General features: G+C 41.4%; 14 protein-coding genes. 10 read left to right on the top strand and 4 right to left on the bottom strand.

Annotation, left to right across the window (positions count from 1 at the left end; genetic code table 11):
* Window positions 1-56: 56 nt before the first annotated feature.
* Genes folP through QM460_RS02370 form a run of 5 tightly spaced genes read left to right on the top strand, consistent with a single transcriptional unit; the run spans window position 57 to window position 5,001 of the window.
* The gene (folP, locus tag QM460_RS02390; RefSeq protein ID WP_414289139.1) at window positions 57-1,007 is read left to right on the top strand and encodes a dihydropteroate synthase; all 951 of its coding nucleotides are present in this window, start codon (window positions 57-59) and stop codon (window positions 1,005-1,007) included.
* Between the two features lies 1 nt (window position 1,008).
* The gene (locus QM460_RS02385) at window positions 1,009-2,307 is read left to right on the top strand and encodes a bifunctional folylpolyglutamate synthase/dihydrofolate synthase (protein ID WP_414289138.1); all 1,299 of its coding nucleotides are present in this window, start codon (window positions 1,009-1,011) and stop codon (window positions 2,305-2,307) included.
* A gap of 1 nt (window position 2,308) precedes the next feature.
* Window positions 2,309-2,863, top strand: a complete 555-nt coding sequence (gene folE, locus QM460_RS02380; protein ID WP_000380927.1) for a GTP cyclohydrolase I FolE — start codon at window positions 2,309-2,311, stop codon at window positions 2,861-2,863.
* A gap of 40 nt (window positions 2,864-2,903) precedes the next feature.
* On the top strand, window positions 2,904-3,725 hold the full coding sequence (folK, locus tag QM460_RS02375; protein ID WP_414289137.1) for a 2-amino-4-hydroxy-6-hydroxymethyldihydropteridine diphosphokinase: 822 nt from the start codon (window positions 2,904-2,906) through the stop codon (window positions 3,723-3,725).
* Window positions 3,718-5,001: a DUF308 domain-containing protein gene (locus QM460_RS02370; RefSeq protein ID WP_414289136.1), complete on the top strand. Its 1,284-nt coding sequence runs from the start codon at window positions 3,718-3,720 to the stop codon at window positions 4,999-5,001. The genes folK and QM460_RS02370 overlap by 8 nt, the downstream gene beginning before the upstream one ends.
* 48 nt (window positions 5,002-5,049) lie before the next feature.
* Here the strand turns inward: QM460_RS02370 and QM460_RS02365 are convergent, their stop codons facing one another.
* The gene (locus QM460_RS02365; RefSeq protein ID WP_060955265.1) at window positions 5,050-5,367 is read right to left on the bottom strand and encodes a DUF960 domain-containing protein; all 318 of its coding nucleotides are present in this window, start codon (window positions 5,365-5,367) and stop codon (window positions 5,050-5,052) included.
* Window positions 5,368-5,572: 205 nt separating this feature from the next.
* Between QM460_RS02365 and ccpA the strand changes: the two genes are divergently transcribed.
* Window positions 5,573-6,580: a catabolite control protein A gene (gene ccpA, locus QM460_RS02360; RefSeq protein WP_049503580.1), complete on the top strand. Its 1,008-nt coding sequence runs from the start codon at window positions 5,573-5,575 to the stop codon at window positions 6,578-6,580.
* A 406-nt stretch (window positions 6,581-6,986) separates the two neighbouring features.
* Here the strand turns inward: ccpA and QM460_RS02355 are convergent, their stop codons facing one another.
* Entirely contained in the window at window positions 6,987-7,949 is a 963-nt protein-coding gene (locus QM460_RS02355) for an asparaginase (RefSeq protein ID WP_373094898.1), read from the bottom strand.
* A 65-nt stretch (window positions 7,950-8,014) separates the two neighbouring features.
* Here QM460_RS02355 and QM460_RS02350 point away from each other — a divergent pair, with 65 nt between their 5' ends.
* Window positions 8,015-9,406, top strand: a complete 1,392-nt coding sequence (locus QM460_RS02350; RefSeq protein ID WP_414289135.1) for a Cof-type HAD-IIB family hydrolase — start codon at window positions 8,015-8,017, stop codon at window positions 9,404-9,406.
* Between the two features lie 115 nt (window positions 9,407-9,521).
* On the opposite strand, the gene QM460_RS02345 is transcribed toward QM460_RS02350, so the two are convergent.
* Entirely contained in the window at window positions 9,522-9,974 is a 453-nt protein-coding gene (locus QM460_RS02345; protein WP_045762643.1) for a universal stress protein, read from the bottom strand.
* Window positions 9,975-10,118: 144 nt separating this feature from the next.
* Here QM460_RS02345 and QM460_RS02340 point away from each other — a divergent pair, with 144 nt between their 5' ends.
* Complete coding sequence (locus QM460_RS02340; protein WP_414289134.1) at window positions 10,119-10,958, top strand: metallophosphoesterase family protein; 840 nt, start codon at window positions 10,119-10,121, stop codon at window positions 10,956-10,958.
* 71 nt (window positions 10,959-11,029) lie between these two features.
* A complete protein-coding gene (locus tag QM460_RS02335) occupies window positions 11,030-11,467 on the top strand; it encodes an Rrf2 family transcriptional regulator (protein WP_414289133.1) in 438 nt (145 codons plus the stop codon).
* A 193-nt stretch (window positions 11,468-11,660) separates the two neighbouring features.
* Here the strand turns inward: QM460_RS02335 and QM460_RS02330 are convergent, their stop codons facing one another.
* Window positions 11,661-13,130, bottom strand: coding sequence for a M protein trans-acting positive regulator PRD domain-containing protein (locus QM460_RS02330; RefSeq protein WP_414289132.1), 1,470 nt, complete (start codon window positions 13,128-13,130; stop codon window positions 11,661-11,663).
* Between the two features lie 252 nt (window positions 13,131-13,382).
* Here QM460_RS02330 and QM460_RS02325 point away from each other — a divergent pair.
* The coding region (locus QM460_RS02325; protein WP_414289131.1) for an Ig-like domain-containing protein at window positions 13,383-19,209 on the top strand (5,827 nt) is incomplete at its 3' end.

The following is a 19,209-nucleotide window of genomic DNA, read 5'->3' as shown; positions in this document are numbered from 1 at the left end:
AGAATCCAAAAAAAACAGTAAAATAGAGGAATACCAATCTAAATGAAATTTGAGTGATGAACGTGGAAAAAAGAGACAATCTTACAAAAACAGCTATTTGTGGAATTATCAATGTCACCCCAGATTCTTTTTCTGATGGGGGCCAGTTTTTTGCTGTTGAGGAAGCTTTGAAGCAGGCTCGAAAATTGATAGCTGAAGGTGCCACTATCTTAGATATCGGTGGAGAATCCACTCGACCTGGGAGTAGCTATGTTGAGATAGAAGAGGAAATCCAGCGTGTGGTTCCAGTCATTCAGGCTATTCGTCAAGAAAGTGATGTTCGGATTTCGGTAGATACTTGGAAGAGCCAGGTGGCAGAAGCGGCTTTACGAGCTGGGGCTAATATAGTCAATGACATTACAGGACTCATGGGTGATGAGAAGATGGCAGAGGTGGTTGCCAGGGCTGGAGCTCGGGTAGTCATCATGTTTAATCCAGTCATGGCACGCCCTCAGCACCCTAGTTCACTCATATTTCCTCATTTTGGATTTGGAGAGACTTTTACAAAGGAAGACTTAGCAGACTTTGAACAACTACCAGTAGAAGAATTGATGATAGCCTTCTTTGACCGTGCTCTAGCAAGAGCGGAAAAAGCAGGAATTTCGAAAGGAAACATCATGCTGGATCCTGGGATTGGCTTTGGCTTGACCAAAAAGGAAAATCTCATCCTCCTACGTGATCTTGGAAAATTGCACAAAATGGGCTATCCTATCTTTTTAGGAGTTTCTCGCAAGCGCTTTGTCATCAATATCCTTGAAGAAAATGGATTTGAAGTCAAGCCAGATACTGAAGCTGGCTTCCGCAATCGTGATATTGCTTCGGCTCATGTGACTAGCATTGCTGCTAGACAGGGTGTAGAAGTGGTGCGCGTGCATGATGTAGCCAGCCACAAGATGGCAATCGAAGTTGCATCAGCCATCCGTCTGGCAGACCATGCGGAAAATTTAGATTTGAAACAATATAAATAATATGAATAAAAACGAAACGAACCAGTGGATAGCAAACTACCGGACAGATCAACCGCATTTTGGTCTGGAGAGGATGGTGGAGCTATTAGCTTTACGTGGTAATCCTCATCTTAAACTCAAGGTTATCCATATTGGTGGGACCAATGGAAAGGGCTCTACTATAGCCTTTTTGAAGAATCTGTTGGAAAAGATGGGACTAAGAGTTGGTGTCTTTAGCTCTCCTTATCTGATTCATTATACCGATCAGATTGTCATTAATGGGGAATCTATCCCAGAAGCGAGATTAGAGTCCTTGATGGTGGATTATCGTTCACTACTTGAAGGGGAGCATGCTCAAGCCTTGCAAGGAACGACAGAATTTGAGATTATCACTGCTATAGCTTATGACTATTTTGCTTCTGAGCAAGTCGATGTGGCGATTATGGAAGTTGGTATGGGCGGACTTTTGGATAGTACTAATGTCTGTCAACCTATCCTAACAGGCATCACGACTATCGGATTAGACCATGTAGCGCTTTTAGGGGATAGCTTGGAAGCCATAGCAGAGCAGAAAGCAGGGATTATCAAGCAAGGAGTTCCTCTAGTGACAGGACACATTGTCCCAGAAGCCTTGTCGGTTATCGATCAGATTGCGAAAGCGAAACAAGCTTCTAGGCTTGCTTATGGGGAAGATTATCAAGTTAGCCATCATGAGAGTGTGGAGACGGGCGAAATTTTTGATTATTCAAGCTCAATCAGACAAGGTCGTTTCCAAACAGGATTGCTTGGTTTGCACCAGATAGAGAATGCAGGGATGGCGCTGGCCTTGTTAGATAGCTATTGCAAAGAGACTGGTCAAAAATTACCAGATAATGCTTTAGTGGCTCAAGCTTTGGAAGAAACAAGCTGGCCTGGACGCTTGGAAGTTATTTATAGGGAACCCTTGATGATTTTAGATGGGGCCCACAATCCCCATGCCATCAAGGCCTTGTTGGCTACCTTGAAAGAACGCTTTACGGACTATCAGAAGGAAATCCTCTTTACTTGTATCAAAACTAAGGCCTTGGAGGATATGTTGGACTTGCTAGAAACTTTGTCCAATACTAAGATTACACTAACTCATTTTGAGGATAGTCGGGCGACGGATGAAAAAGTCTTGAAAGAGATGGCTGATTCTAGAAATCTCAACTACCAAAGTTGGCAGGAATTTCTAGACAAAAAATTATCAGAAAATGAAGAGAAAAAAACAGTTAGGATTATCACGGGCTCATTATACTTTTTAGCCCAAGTGAGAACCTACCTAATGGAGAGGAAAAATTAGAATGGATACACAAAAAATTGAAGAAGCTGTAAAAATGATTATCGAGGCAGTTGGTGAGGATGCAAATCGCGAAGGCTTGCAGGAAACACCAGCCCGTGTCGCTCGTATGTACCAAGAGATTTTTTCAGGTCTTGGGCAAACTGCTGAAGAGCACCTGTCAAAATCCTTTGAGATTATTGATGACAATATGGTAGTGGAAAAGGATATCTTTTTCCATACCATGTGTGAACACCACTTTTTACCATTTTATGGTCGAGCTCATATTGCCTACATTCCTGATGGGCGTGTAGCAGGCTTATCAAAGTTAGCTCGTACGGTGGAAGTCTACTCTAAAAAGCCACAGATTCAAGAGCGTTTGAATATCGAAGTGGCTGATGCCTTGATGGAGTATTTGGGAGCCAAGGGAGCCTTCGTTGTCATTGAAGCAGAACATATGTGTATGAGTATGCGCGGTGTTCGAAAACCAGGAACTGCAACCTTGACCACAGTGGCTCGTGGTCTATTTGAGACAGATAAGGATCTTCGTGATCAAGCTTATCGTCTCATGGGACTTTAAAAAATCCGCGTTAAGCGGATTTTTCTAGAAAGGACTAGTTATGGATCAACTGCGAATTAAAGACCTAGAAATTTTCGCCTTTCATGGACTCTTTCCTAGTGAGAAGGAACTGGGGCAGAAGTTTGTCGTTTCAGCTACCCTATCCTATGATATGACCAAGGCTGCGACAGACTTGGATTTAACTGCTTCTGTCCATTACGGAGAACTTTGCCAGAAATGGACGACATGGTTTCAGGAAAATACTGAGGACTTGATTGAAACAGTAGCCTACAAACTAGTAGAGCGTACTTTTGAGACCTACCCTCTCGTTCAAGAGATTGAGCTGGAACTAAAAAAACCTTGGGCACCTATCCATCTACCGCTGGATACTTGTTCAGTAACCATCCACCGTCGCAAACAGCGTGCCTTTATCGCTTTAGGAAGCAATATGGGGGATAAGACGGCTAATCTCCAGCAAGCGATTGACAAAATGCAAGATCGTGGTATCCATATTCTCAAAGAATCTAGTGTGATTACGACCGAGCCTTGGGGTGGTGTGGAGCAGGATAGCTTTGCCAATCAAGTCATTGAAGTGGAAACCTGGTTGCCAGCTCCAATCTTGTTAGAAACCTTGTTAGAGATTGAATCAGAGATGGGACGGGTTAGAGAGATTCATTGGGGACCTCGCTTGATTGACCTGGATTTGCTTTTTGTAGAGGACCAGATCATCTATACAGACGACCTCATCTTGCCTCATCCTTATATTGCTGAACGCCTCTTTGTCCTAGAATCACTCCAAGAAATAGCTCCGCATTTCATCCATCCAACACTGAAACAACCGATCCGCCACTTGTATCGTCAATTGGAGAAAGAAAATGCCTAAGTTTTTCGAAACTTATAGTAAATGGAAAAGTCTAGGGGAAGGAATGCTAGTTATTATCCTAGGTTTTCTCTTGATTTGTTTTGGACAGATTGTACCGAGGCTTGGTTATCAACTCTTGATGGCCTACTTTTCCTTGTCGACTGTTTGGCATTTATTGACACGATGGTTTCAGGAAAAGTCCTGTAGAGAAAATATTTTTGTAACCATAGCCAAGTTAGGACTTGCTGTCATTCTATTTGAGTCAGTCATCCTGCAAGGGATAGCCCTCTATGTCTTAGTCATTGCTATTGGAAGTTATCAATTGTTTACAGGTTTGATTAGCCTGATTACCTGGTTGATTTACCGAAATAATCATATCCATCCGAGGCTCAATTACTTATTTGATGCTTTGTGGATGATGGGATTTGGTTTCTATAGTATCTCCCCTTTTCATGATGCAACAAATTTTGAATTGCTCTTACTTGGTTTTTACTTACTGATGTTAGGGGCAAGTAGTCTCAGAGATGGTTTCTTTTTTGAAAAAGGAATCCGTAATCCTAAGCTTAAGCGGAAGATACGAATGACCCTGCCCATTTTTGTAACAGCTCTAATTCCTATCAATACCCTACGTCGATTGAATAAATGGTTTTCTAATCATGAGTCCGAAGAAGGGAAAGTACATTCAGAGAGAAAAAATGATCAGACAGTTGATATGGAAATTTTTATCCATACTTCAGAATCCTCTTTCTTTTTAGCCATGGGGCATGTGGATATCTGCTATCAAGGTCAGGTTATTTCCTATGGTTCTTATGATCCGCACTCGGAGCGTTTATTTGGGATGATTGGGGATGGGGTTTTATTTAAGGCTAATCGAGAAAAGTATATCGAACTCTGTAAGAGAGAAAGTCAGAAAACTCTATTCGCCTATGGATTAAGCTTGTCTGAGCGACAGAAAAAAGCTATAGAAGAACAACTGAGAGAAATTGAAGAACTCTTAATTCCTTGGGAACCAAGTTCTCAACTCATGAAAAGAAGAGAAGGAGAAATCAATCATACCTACTCTTATCAGCTGAAACACGAGGCTGATGCCGCTCTTTATAAGTTTAGTTCGTCTAAGTTTAAGACCTATTTTGTTCTCAGTACAAATTGTGTCTTATTAGCTGACTCTATCGTGGGTAAAGCTGGAACAGACATTCTCAGCCCCCAAGGATTTATCGTCCCAGGAACTTATCAGGATTATCTTGATTTAGAATATACCAAACCAAGTGGTATAGTAGTCAGTCGTTCTATTTATTAGCAAAAAGAAAACTCTAGTTTCCTAAGTAGATAGGGGAAGCTAGAGTTTTTAAAATAGGTCATTTTCTTCTGGTAGGAGAATGGTTTCCTTCCCATCCATATCCAAGACCAGAACTTTAGGTGGATAGAGAGGGTCAAAGGGATGGTTGAAGTCGAAGTCAATCGTTGTTGGAAGATGTTGACTAGAAAAACGAAAAGTGATGGAGCCTTCATTATTCAAAAGCCGAAATTCCAATTCATCTTCTAGATCAAAAACATGCTTTAAAAAATGATCGATTATATACCAGATTGAATCGATAACATCGTCGGGTAAATTGGTCACTACACCGAAACTAGCGCATCGTCTATGAGAATCTGTAAAAGCCATCCCTATCTCCTAATTGATTTTTTAATTATCATACTGCAAACTGCTAGAAAAATCAAGAAAAGTCAACTACCTTTAAAAAGATGAGAATGATTTTGAAATTTTTTCAACGAATCTTCATCAAATGCTTGAAAATGCTTACAATTAGTGGTAAAATGAAAACAGTGGAATCATGAAAACAAAATTTTCAAAGTAGAAAGGAAACGGAATGAACACAGATGATACAGTAACAATTTATGACGTTGCCCGAGAAGCGGGAGTGTCAATGGCGACTGTCAGCCGTGTTGTCAATGGCAATAAGAACGTCAAAGAAAACACCCGTAAAAAAGTCCTAGAGGTCATTGATCGTCTTGACTACCGCCCTAATGCAGTAGCTCGTGGTCTAGCAAGCAAGAAAACAACAACAGTTGGAGTTGTTATTCCAGATATCACAAACACTTATTTCTCTACCCTTGCTAAAGGGATTGACGATATCGCGGAAATGTACAAATACAACATCGTCCTTGCTAACAGTGATGAGGATGATGAAAAGGAAGTATCTGTGGTCAATACTCTCTTTTCTAAACAGGTGGATGGCGTTATCTTCATGGGTTATCATTTAACTGAGAAGATTCGCTCAGAGTTTTCACGCTCACGCACACCTGTGGTTCTTGCAGGAACAGTGGACATAGAACACCAACTTCCAAGTGTCAATATTGACTATAAACATGCTACTGTTGATGCAGTCCGCCATCTCTTGAAACGAAATAAAAAAATTGCCTTCGTTAGTGGACCATTAGTGGATGATATTAATGGCAAGATTCGCTTGGCTGGTTACAAAGATGCTTTGAAAGAAGCGGGAATTAACTACAGTGAAGGTCTTGTTTTTGAATCAAAATACCGTTATGATGATGGTTATGCCTTGGCAGAACGCTTGATTTCTTCTAAAGCAACAGCAGCGATTGTAACAGGTGATGAATTAGCGGCAGGTGTTTTGAACGGACTTGCTGACAAGGGAGTTTCTGTACCGGAAGACTTTGAAATTATCACCAGTGATGATTCACAAATCGCGCGCTATACTCGTCCAAACCTAACCACCATTGCGCAACCTTTGTATGACCTTGGTGCTATTAGTATGCGTATGTTGACGAAGATTATGCATAAGGAAGAGTTAGAAGAGCGTGAAGTTCTTTTGCCACATGGTTTGGTAGAACGTCATTCAACTCGTAAAGATTAACAAGAAGAGGCTGGGACAAAAGTCCTAGCCTCTCAATTGTATTTGGATTGTCGAGCAAGACGCAGTGGTTGAGTGGGCTCTACTACGCTGATTTCATCAGCTTTTACAGTCCTACTCAACTGTGCGGAGGTGGGACGACGAAATCGAATTCTAACGAATTACCGATTTCTGTCCCACTCTCGCTTTTTAGTAGTAAAAACTTTTTGGTCAATGGTTCAAGCATCAAGTTGATGGTAGAAGGCTTGCGGGGGTGACTAGAAAACAAGACTTGATCTAGTAATTTCTATCTCACCGACTTTTTTATACTCAATGAAAATCAAAGAGCAAACTAGGAAACTAGCCGCAGGCTGTACTTGAGTACGGCAAGGCGACGTTGACGAGGTTTGAATTTGATTTTCGAAGAGTATTATCCTTCCATATAGGCTCGTAATTCATCCCCTGTAAGGCCAGCATTAATAGCAATGAGGAGTTTGAGACGAGCCTTTTGAGCATTGAGCTCTTTGACAAAGAAGACACCAGCCTTTTGTAGACAAACGCCACCGCCTTCATAGGCATAAACAGGTTCAGCAATCCCGTTAAAACAACGAGAAACCAAGGCGATTGGGAGTCCTTCTTGGATAAGGGCGTTCAATTTTTGTGATGTTTCCTTGGGAACATTTCCAGCACCAAAGGCCTGGATAATAAGACCATCTAGCTGGTCAACAGGAAGCAAATCAAGGAGTTCTTCTGTCATACCAGCATAGACAGGGATAATAGGGACCAAGCCCTGGATCCTATCAAGGTCAAAACGAACACGGGGTTCAGCTGTTTTGAAGTAGAGAATCTCGTGTTTCATGATGAGCCCAAGAGGGCCGTGGGTCGGCGTTTGAAAGGTACTAACGTTTGTCGTGTGCGTCTTGGTCACATACTTAGCAGCGTGGATTTCATCATTCATTACGACCAAGACCCCCTTATCAGCAGCCTTATCGTCACTCACTACGCGTAGGGCACTGAGATAATTGTAGACACCATCGCTTCCGAGTTCGTTGGAACTACGCATGGCCCCTGTTAGTACGATCGGTTTGTGAGGAACCTCCATGGTATCGAGGAAATAGGCAGTTTCCTCCAAGGTATCTGTCCCATGTGTAATCACGAAACCGTCATAATGATTAGCCTCCTCTTTGATTTTTTGATAGAGGGCCAGCATATGCTTGGGTTTAATATGGGGACTTGGCAGATTAAAAAAGTCGAGCGCGTGGACTTCAACTCCTCCAAGTGGATTGGATACATGATTCATAGGGTTTTCTTGGCTAGTTACAACAGCGCCAGAGTCATCGGCTTGCATGGAAATAGTACCACCCGTATGTAAAACAAGGATTTTCTTAGGCATGATTTACTCACTCTTTCTGAAATGTGGTATAATCATTGTATCACAAAAGGGGAGAATGAGGTAGGATGGAAGTCAAAGCTGTTTTTTTTGATATCGATGGAACACTAGTCAACGATCGCAAGAGTGTTTTGAAATCCACTAAGGACGCGATTAAGATTGTGAAGGAACAGGGAGTGCTTGTTGGAGTAGCGACAGGGCGAGGCCCTTTTTTTGTTAAGGATTTAATGGAAGATTTAGATCTGGATTTTGCCGTAACCTATAACGGCCAATATATCTTTAATAAAAACAGAGTCTTGTTTACAAGTCCTCTTTCCAAGTCTCATTTACGGCAGTTGATCACCTATGCCAAAAAAGAGGGCAAGGAGATTGCTCTAGGGACCAAGGATGCCATGCTGGGTTCGAAAATCATGTCTTTTGGCCTAGGTTCTTTTTCTCAAAGGGTGAGTCGTTTTGTCCCCTCTATGTTGACTCGTACAGTTAGTCATTCCTTTAATCGAATGGTGAGTAAGATTGTTCCTCAGAAGGAAGAAGACTTGCTTCAATTGATGAATCAGCCCATTTATCAAGTTTTGATGCTAATGACGCCAGAAGAATCTGAGAAAGCAGCAGCTGATTTTAAAGACTTGAAATTAACTCGTAGTAATCCTTTTGCAGCCGATGTCATTAACCAAGGAAATTCCAAGTTAGAAGGCATTCGCCGAGTCGGAAAAGAGTATGGTTTTGATCTCAATCAAGTCATGGCCTTTGGTGACTCGGACAATGACTTAGAGATGCTGGCGGGTGTTGGGATGTCAGTCGCTATGGGCAATGGTAGTAGCAGTGTCAAGGAAGTGGCGAAGCATATCACAACCAGCAACCAGCAAGATGGGATTCACAAGGCCTTGGAACACTTTGGTGTTTTGGCTTCAGAGAAAGTCTTTGTCAGCCGTGACTATCATTTCAATAAGGTCAAAACCTTCCACCACATGATGGATGAACGAACTCAAGAAGAGCCACAAGCTTGGGATTTAGAAGGTGCCACCCATAGAGCGGGATTTAAGATAGAAGAACTGGTCGAATTTGTTCGAGCTGCTAGCTCTTCTGAAGAAGATTTCGAACGGGCAGTTGGACAGTTACACCAAGCATTGGATCAAGCAGCAGAGAAAGTTGCTAAGAAAACACCTGCTAAGCAAGATTTGGTAGGGCAAGTAGATGCCTTAATTGATACCTTGTATTTTACCTATGGTAGCTTTGTTTTGATGGGAGTGGATCCAGAACGGATTTTTGATATTGTCCATCAAGCCAATATGGGTAAAATGTTTCCCGATGGAAAAGCTCATTTTGACCCAGTTACTCACAAAATCCTAAAACCAGATGACTGGGAGGAGAGATATGCTCCAGAACCAGCCATTAAAAAGGAGATTGAGCGTCAGATAAAGGCCTATGAACGCCACAAGGAAAGAGAAGATAAAAAATAGACGATCGCAGAGGAAGCCTGGAATGATATTTTGAGTTCCTAGCTCTAACTACGACATCAACAATTTATAAAAAAATGAGGTTAGGAGAAAAATCCCAACCTCATTTCTGTTTTTATTACAAAGTTTTATCCTTATCTCTAACGACGAGAAGGTCAACGCTGGTATGGCGTAGGATATATTCTGATGAAGAACCAACTAGCAGACGCTCAAAGGCATTGAGTCCTGTTGCTCCAACTAAAATCAAATCAACCTTTTCTTTATCTGGAATTGTTTTAGCTAAGAGAGTTTTAGGATTTCCCATCTCAATAACAACTTTAATGTCTGTGAGCCCAGCATCTTTTGCACGCTTTTCATATTCAGCCATCAAATCGTTGGCCTCGACTTGCAATTCTTCGTAAACTTCGGCATCAAATGTTGAGATGCTTTGAAGAGCACGTGTGTCAATGACATGGGCAATCGTTAGTTTTGCCTGGTTACGTAGTGCTGAATGAACCCCTTTGATGAAAGCCAAGTCAGCTTCCTTAGAACCGTCAACCGCTACCATGATGTTTTCATAACGTTGTGCCATAGCAAAAACCTCCTCGTTCTTATTACCTTCATTGTATTCCTTTTCACTAAAAAAGTAAAGTAAAAAACGATAGGAATATAGATGCTTTTTGACTTTGACTTGGAGTTTGTTATAATAAAACTAGAAAAGCTAAGAGGAAGAGATATGACAAAAATCGCAGTATTATCGGATATACATGGCAATACGACAGCTTTGGAGGCTGTTCTGACAAATGCGCAGAAGGCGGAGGTTGATGAGTATTGGCTCTTGGGAGATATCCTCATGCCTGGAACAGGACGAAAAAATATTCTCCAGATCTTGGACACTTTACCCATCACCCTTAGAGTTTTAGGGAATTGGGAGGAGAGCTTATGGCGCGCTTGCCATCGTCAGTTGGATGAAAGTAGACCCAGTCATCGTTATCTCCTGCGCCAGTGTCAGTATATTATGGAAGAACTCAGTGTTGAGGAGATTGAGGAACTGCAGGACTATCCCTTGCAAGTGCATCGTCAGTTTGGAGATTTGAAGCTAGGGATTAGCCATCACTTGCCTGATAAAAATTGGGGACGAGAACTGATTCATCTTGGAAAGCAAGAGGACTTTGACCGCCTTGTCACCAATCCAGATTGTGATATTGCCATTTACGGGCATATCCATCAACAGTTTCTTCGTTATGGTAGTGGTGGCCAACTTATCCTGAATCCAGGTTCCATTGGTCAACCCTTCTTTTTATCTGAACATTTACGCAAGGACTTGCGGGCCCAGTACATGATATTAGAATTTGATGAAAAAGGATTGAAAGATATCGATTTTCGTCGGGTTGATTATGATATTGATGCAGAATTACAACTAGCCAAAGAGTTACAATTACCCTACTACCAAGTTTATTATGAAAGCTTGGTTAATGGGATTCACCATACCCATAATCAGGAACTACTTCATGAAATTGCCCAAAGTCAAGGGCATGATGCAGAACTAGACGATTGGTTGAGTGGTAACTCTTGACATTACAACTGCAAGAGATATAATAAATATAAGTAAAAAACGAACTAGTCTAATAGAAAAAGGAGAACCTTATGCAAATTTCAAGTCGATTTACCATCGCGACCCATATGTTGATTATCATAGCTTTGAAAGGGAAAGAAAGTAAGGTGACTAGTGATTTTCTTGCTAGTAGCGTTGGAGTCAATCCTGTCATTATCCGTAAGACCTTATCTCAACTGAAAAAGGCGGAGTTGATCTCAGTTGCGCGTGGAACTGGTGGAGCAGAGATCATCAAAGACCTAGAGGATGTCAGTCTTTTAGATGTTTACCAGGCAGTTGAATGTCTAGGAAAGACAGGTCAACTCTTTAGCTTTCATGACAATCCCAATCCAGCCTGCCCAGTTGGCGCAAATATCCATGGAGTTTTAGATGAGAAATTACAAAAGATTCAGCTCGCCATGGAGCAGGAGCTGAGCCAAACCAGCCTTGCCCAAGTAGTGGCAGATGCCGAAGCAAGGATAGAGAAATAGAAACTATACAAGTAGCAGAAAGAGTCTTTTCGGTTTAAAGCACTAAATTTCCTTTTTTAAAAATCAAAATAGTAAAAAGCGAAGATACCAGAATTTCGATAGTTAGAGTTCTGGTATCTTCGCTTTTATAGGTTATGGGAATTGTTCTCTAAGATTCTAATGTCTGAGCAAATCTATTCTTCAATAGACTTCCTTAAAGTTTACCAATTGAGATAGTGTTCAGTTGGTTAATAACCTGAAGATTGGACATGCGACCGATATTGATTAGATTTGGATGTTTTAGTCCATCTATATCGAAGTTTGTTAAAATGGCATCATATCCAGCATTCATAATCTCATCAACATCTAGTGTCTCCTTATCCCAAGTTTCAAATTGGATATTTTTAGAGGTGTAGAATGTATAAAGAGAGATTAAAGCATGAGGGTGGGCAAAGTCAAACTCACTCAAAACAAGGACACGAATGTTACTATGAGCTTCTAACAGTTGTTCCATCAAATCTGAAGCGTGAGTAAAAAGGGTATAGACAAGATGAACAACTGCATAGGCATGTTCTTTTTGTCCCAGGCTAGACTTGTAGCGCATCATTTCGAAAACAGATGCTTCATAAAATTCAGGGAAAAATTTCTTAATTTTGTTGAGAGCATAGGATTTGTTGTGTGAAATGATGGATTCGGAGTTGATTTCTTGACGTTCAAGAAGGGCGGTGTTGTGCAAGTGCCAGACTAGTTCATCTGTATTTGAAAATTGAACGCCAAACTCACGTGTTAAGTTATCAAGGACATCTCGGGCAGCGTGGTAAGAACGGTTGACTTGTTTATCAACTGATCGTGCATCTAGGAATTCCTCAACTGTAAAGAAGATTCCTTCTTGGGTATAAGAGTAAAACAGTTGATCTAAAGTGTCACGGTTAATTTCAATGTTCAGCTCCTTAGCCAGAGGTTCAAGCTGGTTCTTAAATTCAGAGAGTTGGTCATATAAAGGGAGAACACTTGAAGAATCACCTGTTGTTTGAATAGTAGCACCAATTCTAAAACGGTGCAAATTAACAGCGACTAGTGTTTCTATCTGAAATAGGTTTGCATAGTTGGCAGTGAAGCCTGTTATATCTAGGAAGAAACGAACAAATCCTTCGATATCTTCCTTAGAATCAATAAACGGCCATTTGAAGTAACCATAGGCTTCATGGAAGTACTGGGCAAAAAAGAAGCGGATGTCTCTTTCATCCCCAATGATAGAGATTGGAGTGACCTTGAGTTTGAATCGGTAATTGTTTTGCAAGACACTGTTAATTTCAGCAACTTTCTTGCGAAGTGCAGGTAATGAAACATCGAGGGTTTGAGCTAGATGTTCGTAGGTAAACGGTGCTTCTAATAAAAAGAATGCCTTTAATACTTGAAAATTAGAAGAATTTTGTAAAGCGTGGCGGTAAATTCGTTCAATACCTAGATTACCATTATTAGCTAGTCTGATACCAGCGGTTGAAGATTGAATTTCGAAGCAAGAGAGGACCTCGCGCATTTCCTTGATATCGCTTTTAATGATACGAGTGTTGATATCGAGAGCTTCTGCTAAAGGGTCCAAATGAATCCAACTTGGATTTTCAAATAAATATTCTAAAATCCTTAATTGCCGTTGTTCTTTTTGAGTTAATAATGTTCTCATTGAGTTTCTCCTATACTATACTGTTTATGAATATTCGGGATAAATTTCAATCACCCTCTATTATATCACAGGATTTATAAAAAGAATAAAGATTATGCTCGGAATTATTTTCTTTAGAAAATTTTAGTATAAAAAGATAGTAAAATCAAAAAAAAAAAATAAATACCCTTTCATTGACTATACATCGGGGGTGTTGTATAATGATAGTGTATGTAGAAAACATGCTTTTATTTTATAAAAGGAGACAATGTCATGTATTTTAATCGTAAAAATGCAGCACAAAAGAACTGGCGTATGATTAAAAAAGGAAAACACTTCCTTTTTGGTTGTTCGCTTGTTTTTGCAGTTGGAGCAACTTTGGTGACTCCGACAGTTAAGGCAGATACAGTTGCTGGTAAGGGGGAGGTAGAAACTACCACTACCAACTCGGATAGCAAGGCCAGCCCTGATGAAGAGGTGGGGACTTATAAAGCGCCCGCTACTGTAGCAGCTCAACCAGCAGCAGTTGAAGAGGCAGTTGTAGCAGAGAAACCAACAGTCAAAGTGGTTAACAAGGAAGCCTTGACTCAGTTGGTGACAGAAGTGAAAGGTTTGGACAAGGCAGGAAAAACAGAGGATTCTCTTTCTCGTTTAAACACAGCGCTTGAACAGGCTCAAAATGTTTTGGAAAATGCAGAAGCTAGCCAAGACCAAGTAGATGCAGCGGTTGCTAGTCTCAAAGAGGCAGTAGCTCAACTTGCTGCCAAAGAAGAAAAAGCAGCAACAGTTGCAACAGAAGAAAAAACTGTAGCAACAGAAGAAAAAACTGTAGCAACAGAAGAAAAAACTGTAGCAGCAGAGGAAAAGACTGAGGCTACAGAAGATAAAGCTGTACCAACAGACGAAACAACAGAAGTTTCAGCCACTCAACCTAAGTCAAGAAGCCGTCGAGCTGCAGGACAAGAACGTTCGATGGAAGGAAGAGATATCAAATATGTCTGGCAAAATAGACAAGCTACGTTAAATGGTGGAGAACCAACTCAGCGTGCTAAGATTGAGTACAGACAGCTAGATGACTATGAGGTTGTCAATGGGAAAACAGTGGCTACTGACCCATCTGGTCAAGGACGTCCGGTATTGGAGTGGACTGTAACCTTTAATGAGGCCCAGTATGATAAACCAGGAGGCTACTGGTATTTCACAATCCCTAAAAACGTATCGGATCCTTATAATGTTGTGACAGATTATGACGGTGTCTACATAAATCGATATGGTTGGAAGGATGCAAATAAGGAGTCTGGTGCTGGGGCAGCAGGCCGAGAAGGGGTTCAGTATATTGACGCTGGCAATAAACTTGAGATGCGTGTGAAAAATTCTACCGGATCTAGAGACTATAATAAGGTCGATGGTTTGAGTGGTGTTATGGGCGATTCCAAGAAGGTCTACGTCCTTCAAACAAGTATTTACTCAGGTGTTCGCAAGTTTACTGTTCGCTACCGTACAGTGGTTGAAGACCCATCACAAACAATTTCTTATCTTGCAGGTGTCGAATCATCAGGGAACCTACCAAGATTTAACTGGAATGTGATCTCAGGTAAGTACGACAAGCACTTGGTTAGTCAGGTTGCAACACCAAGCGTAACTCCAAACTTGACCAATACTTCTGTCAACGTTCCTGTTCAGACAGTAGCTTCGACTTCAAGCACTCTTTCAGGTACAGGAACTCCAGGGGCAACTATCAAACTTTATATTGATGGTCGTGAACAAAATATCGGCAATGTCACTGTGGATGGTAGCGGAAACTGGACTACAGGTGAGCTTCCGACAGCCTTGAACAACAACCAAGGTGATGGTACAACCATTAAACCACGTCAAACGGTACAGGTGAGTCAAACTGTCAACGGAACTGAAAGTAGCCGTCGTACAGTACCAGTATCTGTCGGTGTAACCACCGTTGATCCTTCAAGCTTGACTACTAATCAAGATGCAGTTGTAGCAGGGCAAAAAGAAGTTACTCTTAAGGTTCCTCATGATGCAGGAATTGCCTACATGCGCTATACAAATACTGCGGGTCAAGCAGTTGAGATTCCAGTCAAACGTGACAATGCCTCATCTGCATGGGTATCACAAAAGTCAGATAAGGCAACTGTCAAATCTTACGAACACGGAAAGTTTGAAGATACGATTGTGCTTACAATGGCTGACAAGATTGCAGGTACAGAAGTATCAGCTATTTCAAACGTAACCGATGGTGGATTCTCAAGTGTGGCTGGTTGGCAACCTCGTGGAGTAGAAAACCAAGCACCAACTATCGCATCAGCTGTTGAAGGAAACAGAAAAACTGTTACTCAAGGTGCTCAACTTGACCTTGCATCTCTTGTGACCGTAGCAGATAAAGAAGATGATGCCCAAGCAACTCTAGGTGATAAGGTACATGCTGAAGTTGTTTCAGTAAATGGCAACGCAGCAACCAAGACAGTTGATACAAATACCCAAGGCACTTACACAGTTAAGTATAAAGCTGTTGATAGCCAAGGTAAAGAGTCAGGTGAGATTGAAGTTACTGTAGTTGTTGAACAACCAGCACCAAAAGAAACAGTTCGTCCAGTATTGAACATTCCTTATGATGATGCTGATAATCAAGCAATCTACGTTTATTCAGGTGAAACAAACAATATTGAACTTAAGGTGACTGATAATTCAGGTAAGATTGTCAAAGCTTACTTGGCTATGCCAGCTGATAACCGTCAAGGCCTAGGAACTGAAGATACTTCCTATCTTGGTGGTGGTTCAAGAGCGGGCTTATATTTGAAAGCTGATCGCATCAAGACTGAAACAGAGGCAACTGAAACTACCCCAGCAGTTATCCATGTAACAGGTGAAGTTCCAGCAAATACGTACACTGAACAAAATGGTCAGTTTACTCGTTACCTATTTGCAGAAGATGCAGCTGGTAACACAGCTTATGAACATGTTGGAGCACCAATGGACAAAGGTGCGCTTGGACGTATCCGCTTCATGTGGAAACCTCAAACATTCAAATACACTGCAACAGCGCCAACAACTCCACTTGTAGGAGATAATGCGCCAACAGCTGCTGAACTAGAACAAGCAGTTAAAAGTGCTAACCCTACATTTAGCGATAAGATTAAGACAGTCGCTGTGAATGGTGATAAAGTTATTGTCACTTATAACGATGGAAGTACAGATGAACTTCCAAAAGACTCAGTCTTCAAAGTTCGTCCAGCAGCCCCAGTAGTTACTCCAACTATTCCAGCAACTGCAAATAATATGCCTGGAGCAGGAGTAAGTTCAACTGATAAGACCATTTCAGGTACAGGAACACCAGGTGCAACTGTTACAATCAAGTCAGGTGATAACACACTTGTTGAAAATGTACCTGTTGGAGCAGACGGAACTTGGACAGCTACTCTTCCAAAAGGATTGAATAGTAACATTACTACTCAACCACAGTTGACTTCAAAAGAAAAAGTTACCGTTACTCAAACGCTTAATGGTGTTCCAAGTGCTGAAACAGAAGTGCCAGTTGGTCTAGGTGAAACAACTATCCAGCCAGATGAAAAATCATCTGATAAACAAAGTATTGTCGAAGGTGCTGAAACAATTACTGTTAAAGTGCCACACGATGCAGGCATGGCTTATCTAGGTTATACGAACAAAGATACCAATAAAGCTGGCGAAGTTGCTCTTAAACGTGATTCAATCGATGGACCATGGTATGCGAAAGATGAATCAAAAGCTGTTGTGAAATCATACGCAACAGACGGATTCACAGATACTATCGTTCTTGAGATGAAAGAACCGGTCAAAGAAGGTAAAGCCAAAGCTATCGCGAACATTGTTGAAGGTAAATACTCAAGTCCAGTTGGTTGGAAGGAAATCAATGTTGAAAGAGATACAACAGCTCCAGAGAAACCTGAAATCACAACAGATCTTAAAGATAAAGCAGGAACTCAAACTCCAGTAACTGTGAACGCAGAAAAAGGATCACATGTTGTCTTGTATGACCAAGCTAACAATGTGATTGGTGAAGGGGATGCTAACGAACAAGGCGTCGTTGAAATCACCCCAACTAAGCCTATCCCAGAAGGTAATGTGACAGCTAAAGCAACTGATAAATCAGGAAATACATCATTAGCAAGCGATCCAAAAGTAGCGACAACAAAAGAAACAGTTCGTCCAGTATTGAACATTCCTTATGATGATGTTGCAAACCAAGCAATATACGTTTATTCAGGTGAAACAAACAACATTGAGCTTAAGGTGACTGATAACTCAGGTAAGATTGTCAAAGCTTACTTGGCTATGCCAGCTGATAACCGTCAAGGCCTAGGAACTGAAGATACTTCCTATCTTGGTGGTGGTTCAAGAGCGGGCTTATATTTGAAAGCTGATCGCATCAAGACTGAAACAGAGGCAACTGAAACTACCCCAGCAGTTATCCATGTAACAGGTGAAGTTCCAGCAAATACGTACACTGAACAAAATGGTCAGTTTACTCGTTACCTATTTGCAGAAGATGCAGCTGGTAACACAGCCTATGAACATGTCGGAGCACCAATGGACAAAGGTGCACTTGGACGTATCCGCTTCATGTGGAAACCTCAAACATTCAAATACACCGCAACAGCTCCAACAACTCCACTTGTAGGAGATAATGCGCCAACAGCTGCTGAACTAGAACAAGCAGTTAAAAGTGCTAACCCTACATTTAGCGATAAGATTAAGACAGTCGCTGTGAATGGTGATAAAGTTATTGTCACTTATAACGATGGAAGTACAGATGAACTTCCAAAAGACTCAGTCTTCAAAGTTCGTCCAGTGGCCCCAGTAGTTACTCCAACTATTCCAGCAACTGCAAATAATATGCCTGGAGCAGGAGTAAGTTCAACTGATAAGACCATTTCAGGTACAGGAACACCAGGTGCAACTGTTACAATCAAGTCAGGTGATAACACACTTGTTGAAAATGTACCTGTTGGTGCAGACGGAACTTGGACAGCTACTCTTCCAAAAGGATTGAACAGTAACATTACTACTCAACCACAGTTGACTTCAAAAGAAAAAGTTACCGTTACTCAAACGCTTAATGGTGTTCCAAGTGCTGAAACAGAAGTACCGGTCGGTCTAGGTGAAACAACTATCCAACCAGATGAAAAATCATCTGACAAACAAAGCTTGATCGAAGGTACTAAGACGATCACTGTTAAAGTACCACACGATGCAGGCATGGCTTATCTAGGTTATACGAACAAAGATACCAATAAAGCTGGCGAAGTTGCTCTTAAACGTGATTCAATCGATGGACCATGGTATGCGAAAGATGAATCAAAAGCTGTTGTGAAATCATACGCAACAGACGGATTCACAGATACTATCGTTCTTGAAATGAAAGAACCGGTCAAAGAAGGTAAAGCCAAAGCTATCGCGAACATTGTTGAAGGTAAATACTCAAGTCCAGTTGGTTGGAAGGAAATCAATGTTGAAAGAGATACAACAACTCCAGCGAAACCAAGCAAACCAGTTGTATCTACAGATCTCACAGGTAAAGCCGGCACTAAGACCCCAGTTGAAGTGACAGCAGAACCAGGCTCAACAGTTGAGTTGTTCGATAAAGACGGCAACAAGATTGGTGAAGCTACAGCAGGAACAGATGGTAAAGCAACCATCACACCAACAGTAGATATTCCAGAAGGTAATGTGACAGCTAAAGCTACAAAAGATGGTCAAACATCAGATGCAAGCGCACCAAAAGAAGCTACAGCAGCAACACCAGCTAAACCAAGCACACCAGTTGTAGATACAGACCTTACAGGTAAAGCCGGCACTAAGACACCAGTTGAAGTGACAGCAGAACCAGGCACTAAGGTAGAATTGTTCGACAAAGATGGTAACAAGATTGGTGAAGGCGTAGCTGATGAAAATGGTAAAGCTAAAATCACACCAACTGTAGATATTCCAGAAGGTAATGTGACAGCTAAAGCTACAAAAGATGGTCAAACATCAGATGCAAGCGCACCAAAAGAAGCTACAGCAGCAACACCAGCTAAACCAAGCACACCAGTTGTAGATACAGACC

This window comes from Streptococcus infantis (genome assembly GCF_047464415.1).
GTDB classification, from domain to species: Bacteria; Bacillota; Bacilli; order Lactobacillales; family Streptococcaceae; genus Streptococcus; species Streptococcus infantis_AE.
The sequence above is the reverse complement of the archived record's forward strand: the minus strand, read 5'-3'. Positions and strand labels throughout refer to the sequence as shown.

Excerpts from the sequence above, each read along its gene's own strand:
- QM460_RS02370 (WP_414289136.1), top strand. The coding sequence starts at position 3,718 with ATGCCTAAGTTTTTCGAAACTTATAGTAAATGGAAAAGTCTAGGGGAA.
- QM460_RS02345 (WP_045762643.1), bottom strand. The coding sequence starts at position 9,974 with ATGGCACAACGTTATGAAAACATCATGGTAGCGGTTGACGGTTCTAAG.
- QM460_RS02350 (WP_414289135.1), top strand. The coding sequence starts at position 8,015 with ATGGAAGTCAAAGCTGTTTTTTTTGATATCGATGGAACACTAGTCAAC.
- ccpA (WP_049503580.1), top strand. The coding sequence starts at position 5,573 with ATGAACACAGATGATACAGTAACAATTTATGACGTTGCCCGAGAAGCG.
- QM460_RS02355 (WP_373094898.1), bottom strand. The coding sequence starts at position 7,949 with ATGCCTAAGAAAATCCTTGTTTTACATACGGGTGGTACTATTTCCATG.
- QM460_RS02385 (WP_414289138.1), top strand. The coding sequence starts at position 1,009 with ATGAATAAAAACGAAACGAACCAGTGGATAGCAAACTACCGGACAGAT.
- QM460_RS02330 (WP_414289132.1), bottom strand. The coding sequence starts at position 13,130 with ATGAGAACATTATTAACTCAAAAAGAACAACGGCAATTAAGGATTTTA.
- QM460_RS02365 (WP_060955265.1), bottom strand. The coding sequence starts at position 5,367 with ATGGCTTTTACAGATTCTCATAGACGATGCGCTAGTTTCGGTGTAGTG.
- folP (WP_414289139.1), top strand. The coding sequence starts at position 57 with ATGAACGTGGAAAAAAGAGACAATCTTACAAAAACAGCTATTTGTGGA.
- folK (WP_414289137.1), top strand. The coding sequence starts at position 2,904 with ATGGATCAACTGCGAATTAAAGACCTAGAAATTTTCGCCTTTCATGGA.
- QM460_RS02335 (WP_414289133.1), top strand. The coding sequence starts at position 11,030 with ATGCAAATTTCAAGTCGATTTACCATCGCGACCCATATGTTGATTATC.
- QM460_RS02340 (WP_414289134.1), top strand. The coding sequence starts at position 10,119 with ATGACAAAAATCGCAGTATTATCGGATATACATGGCAATACGACAGCT.
- folE (WP_000380927.1), top strand. The coding sequence starts at position 2,309 with ATGGATACACAAAAAATTGAAGAAGCTGTAAAAATGATTATCGAGGCA.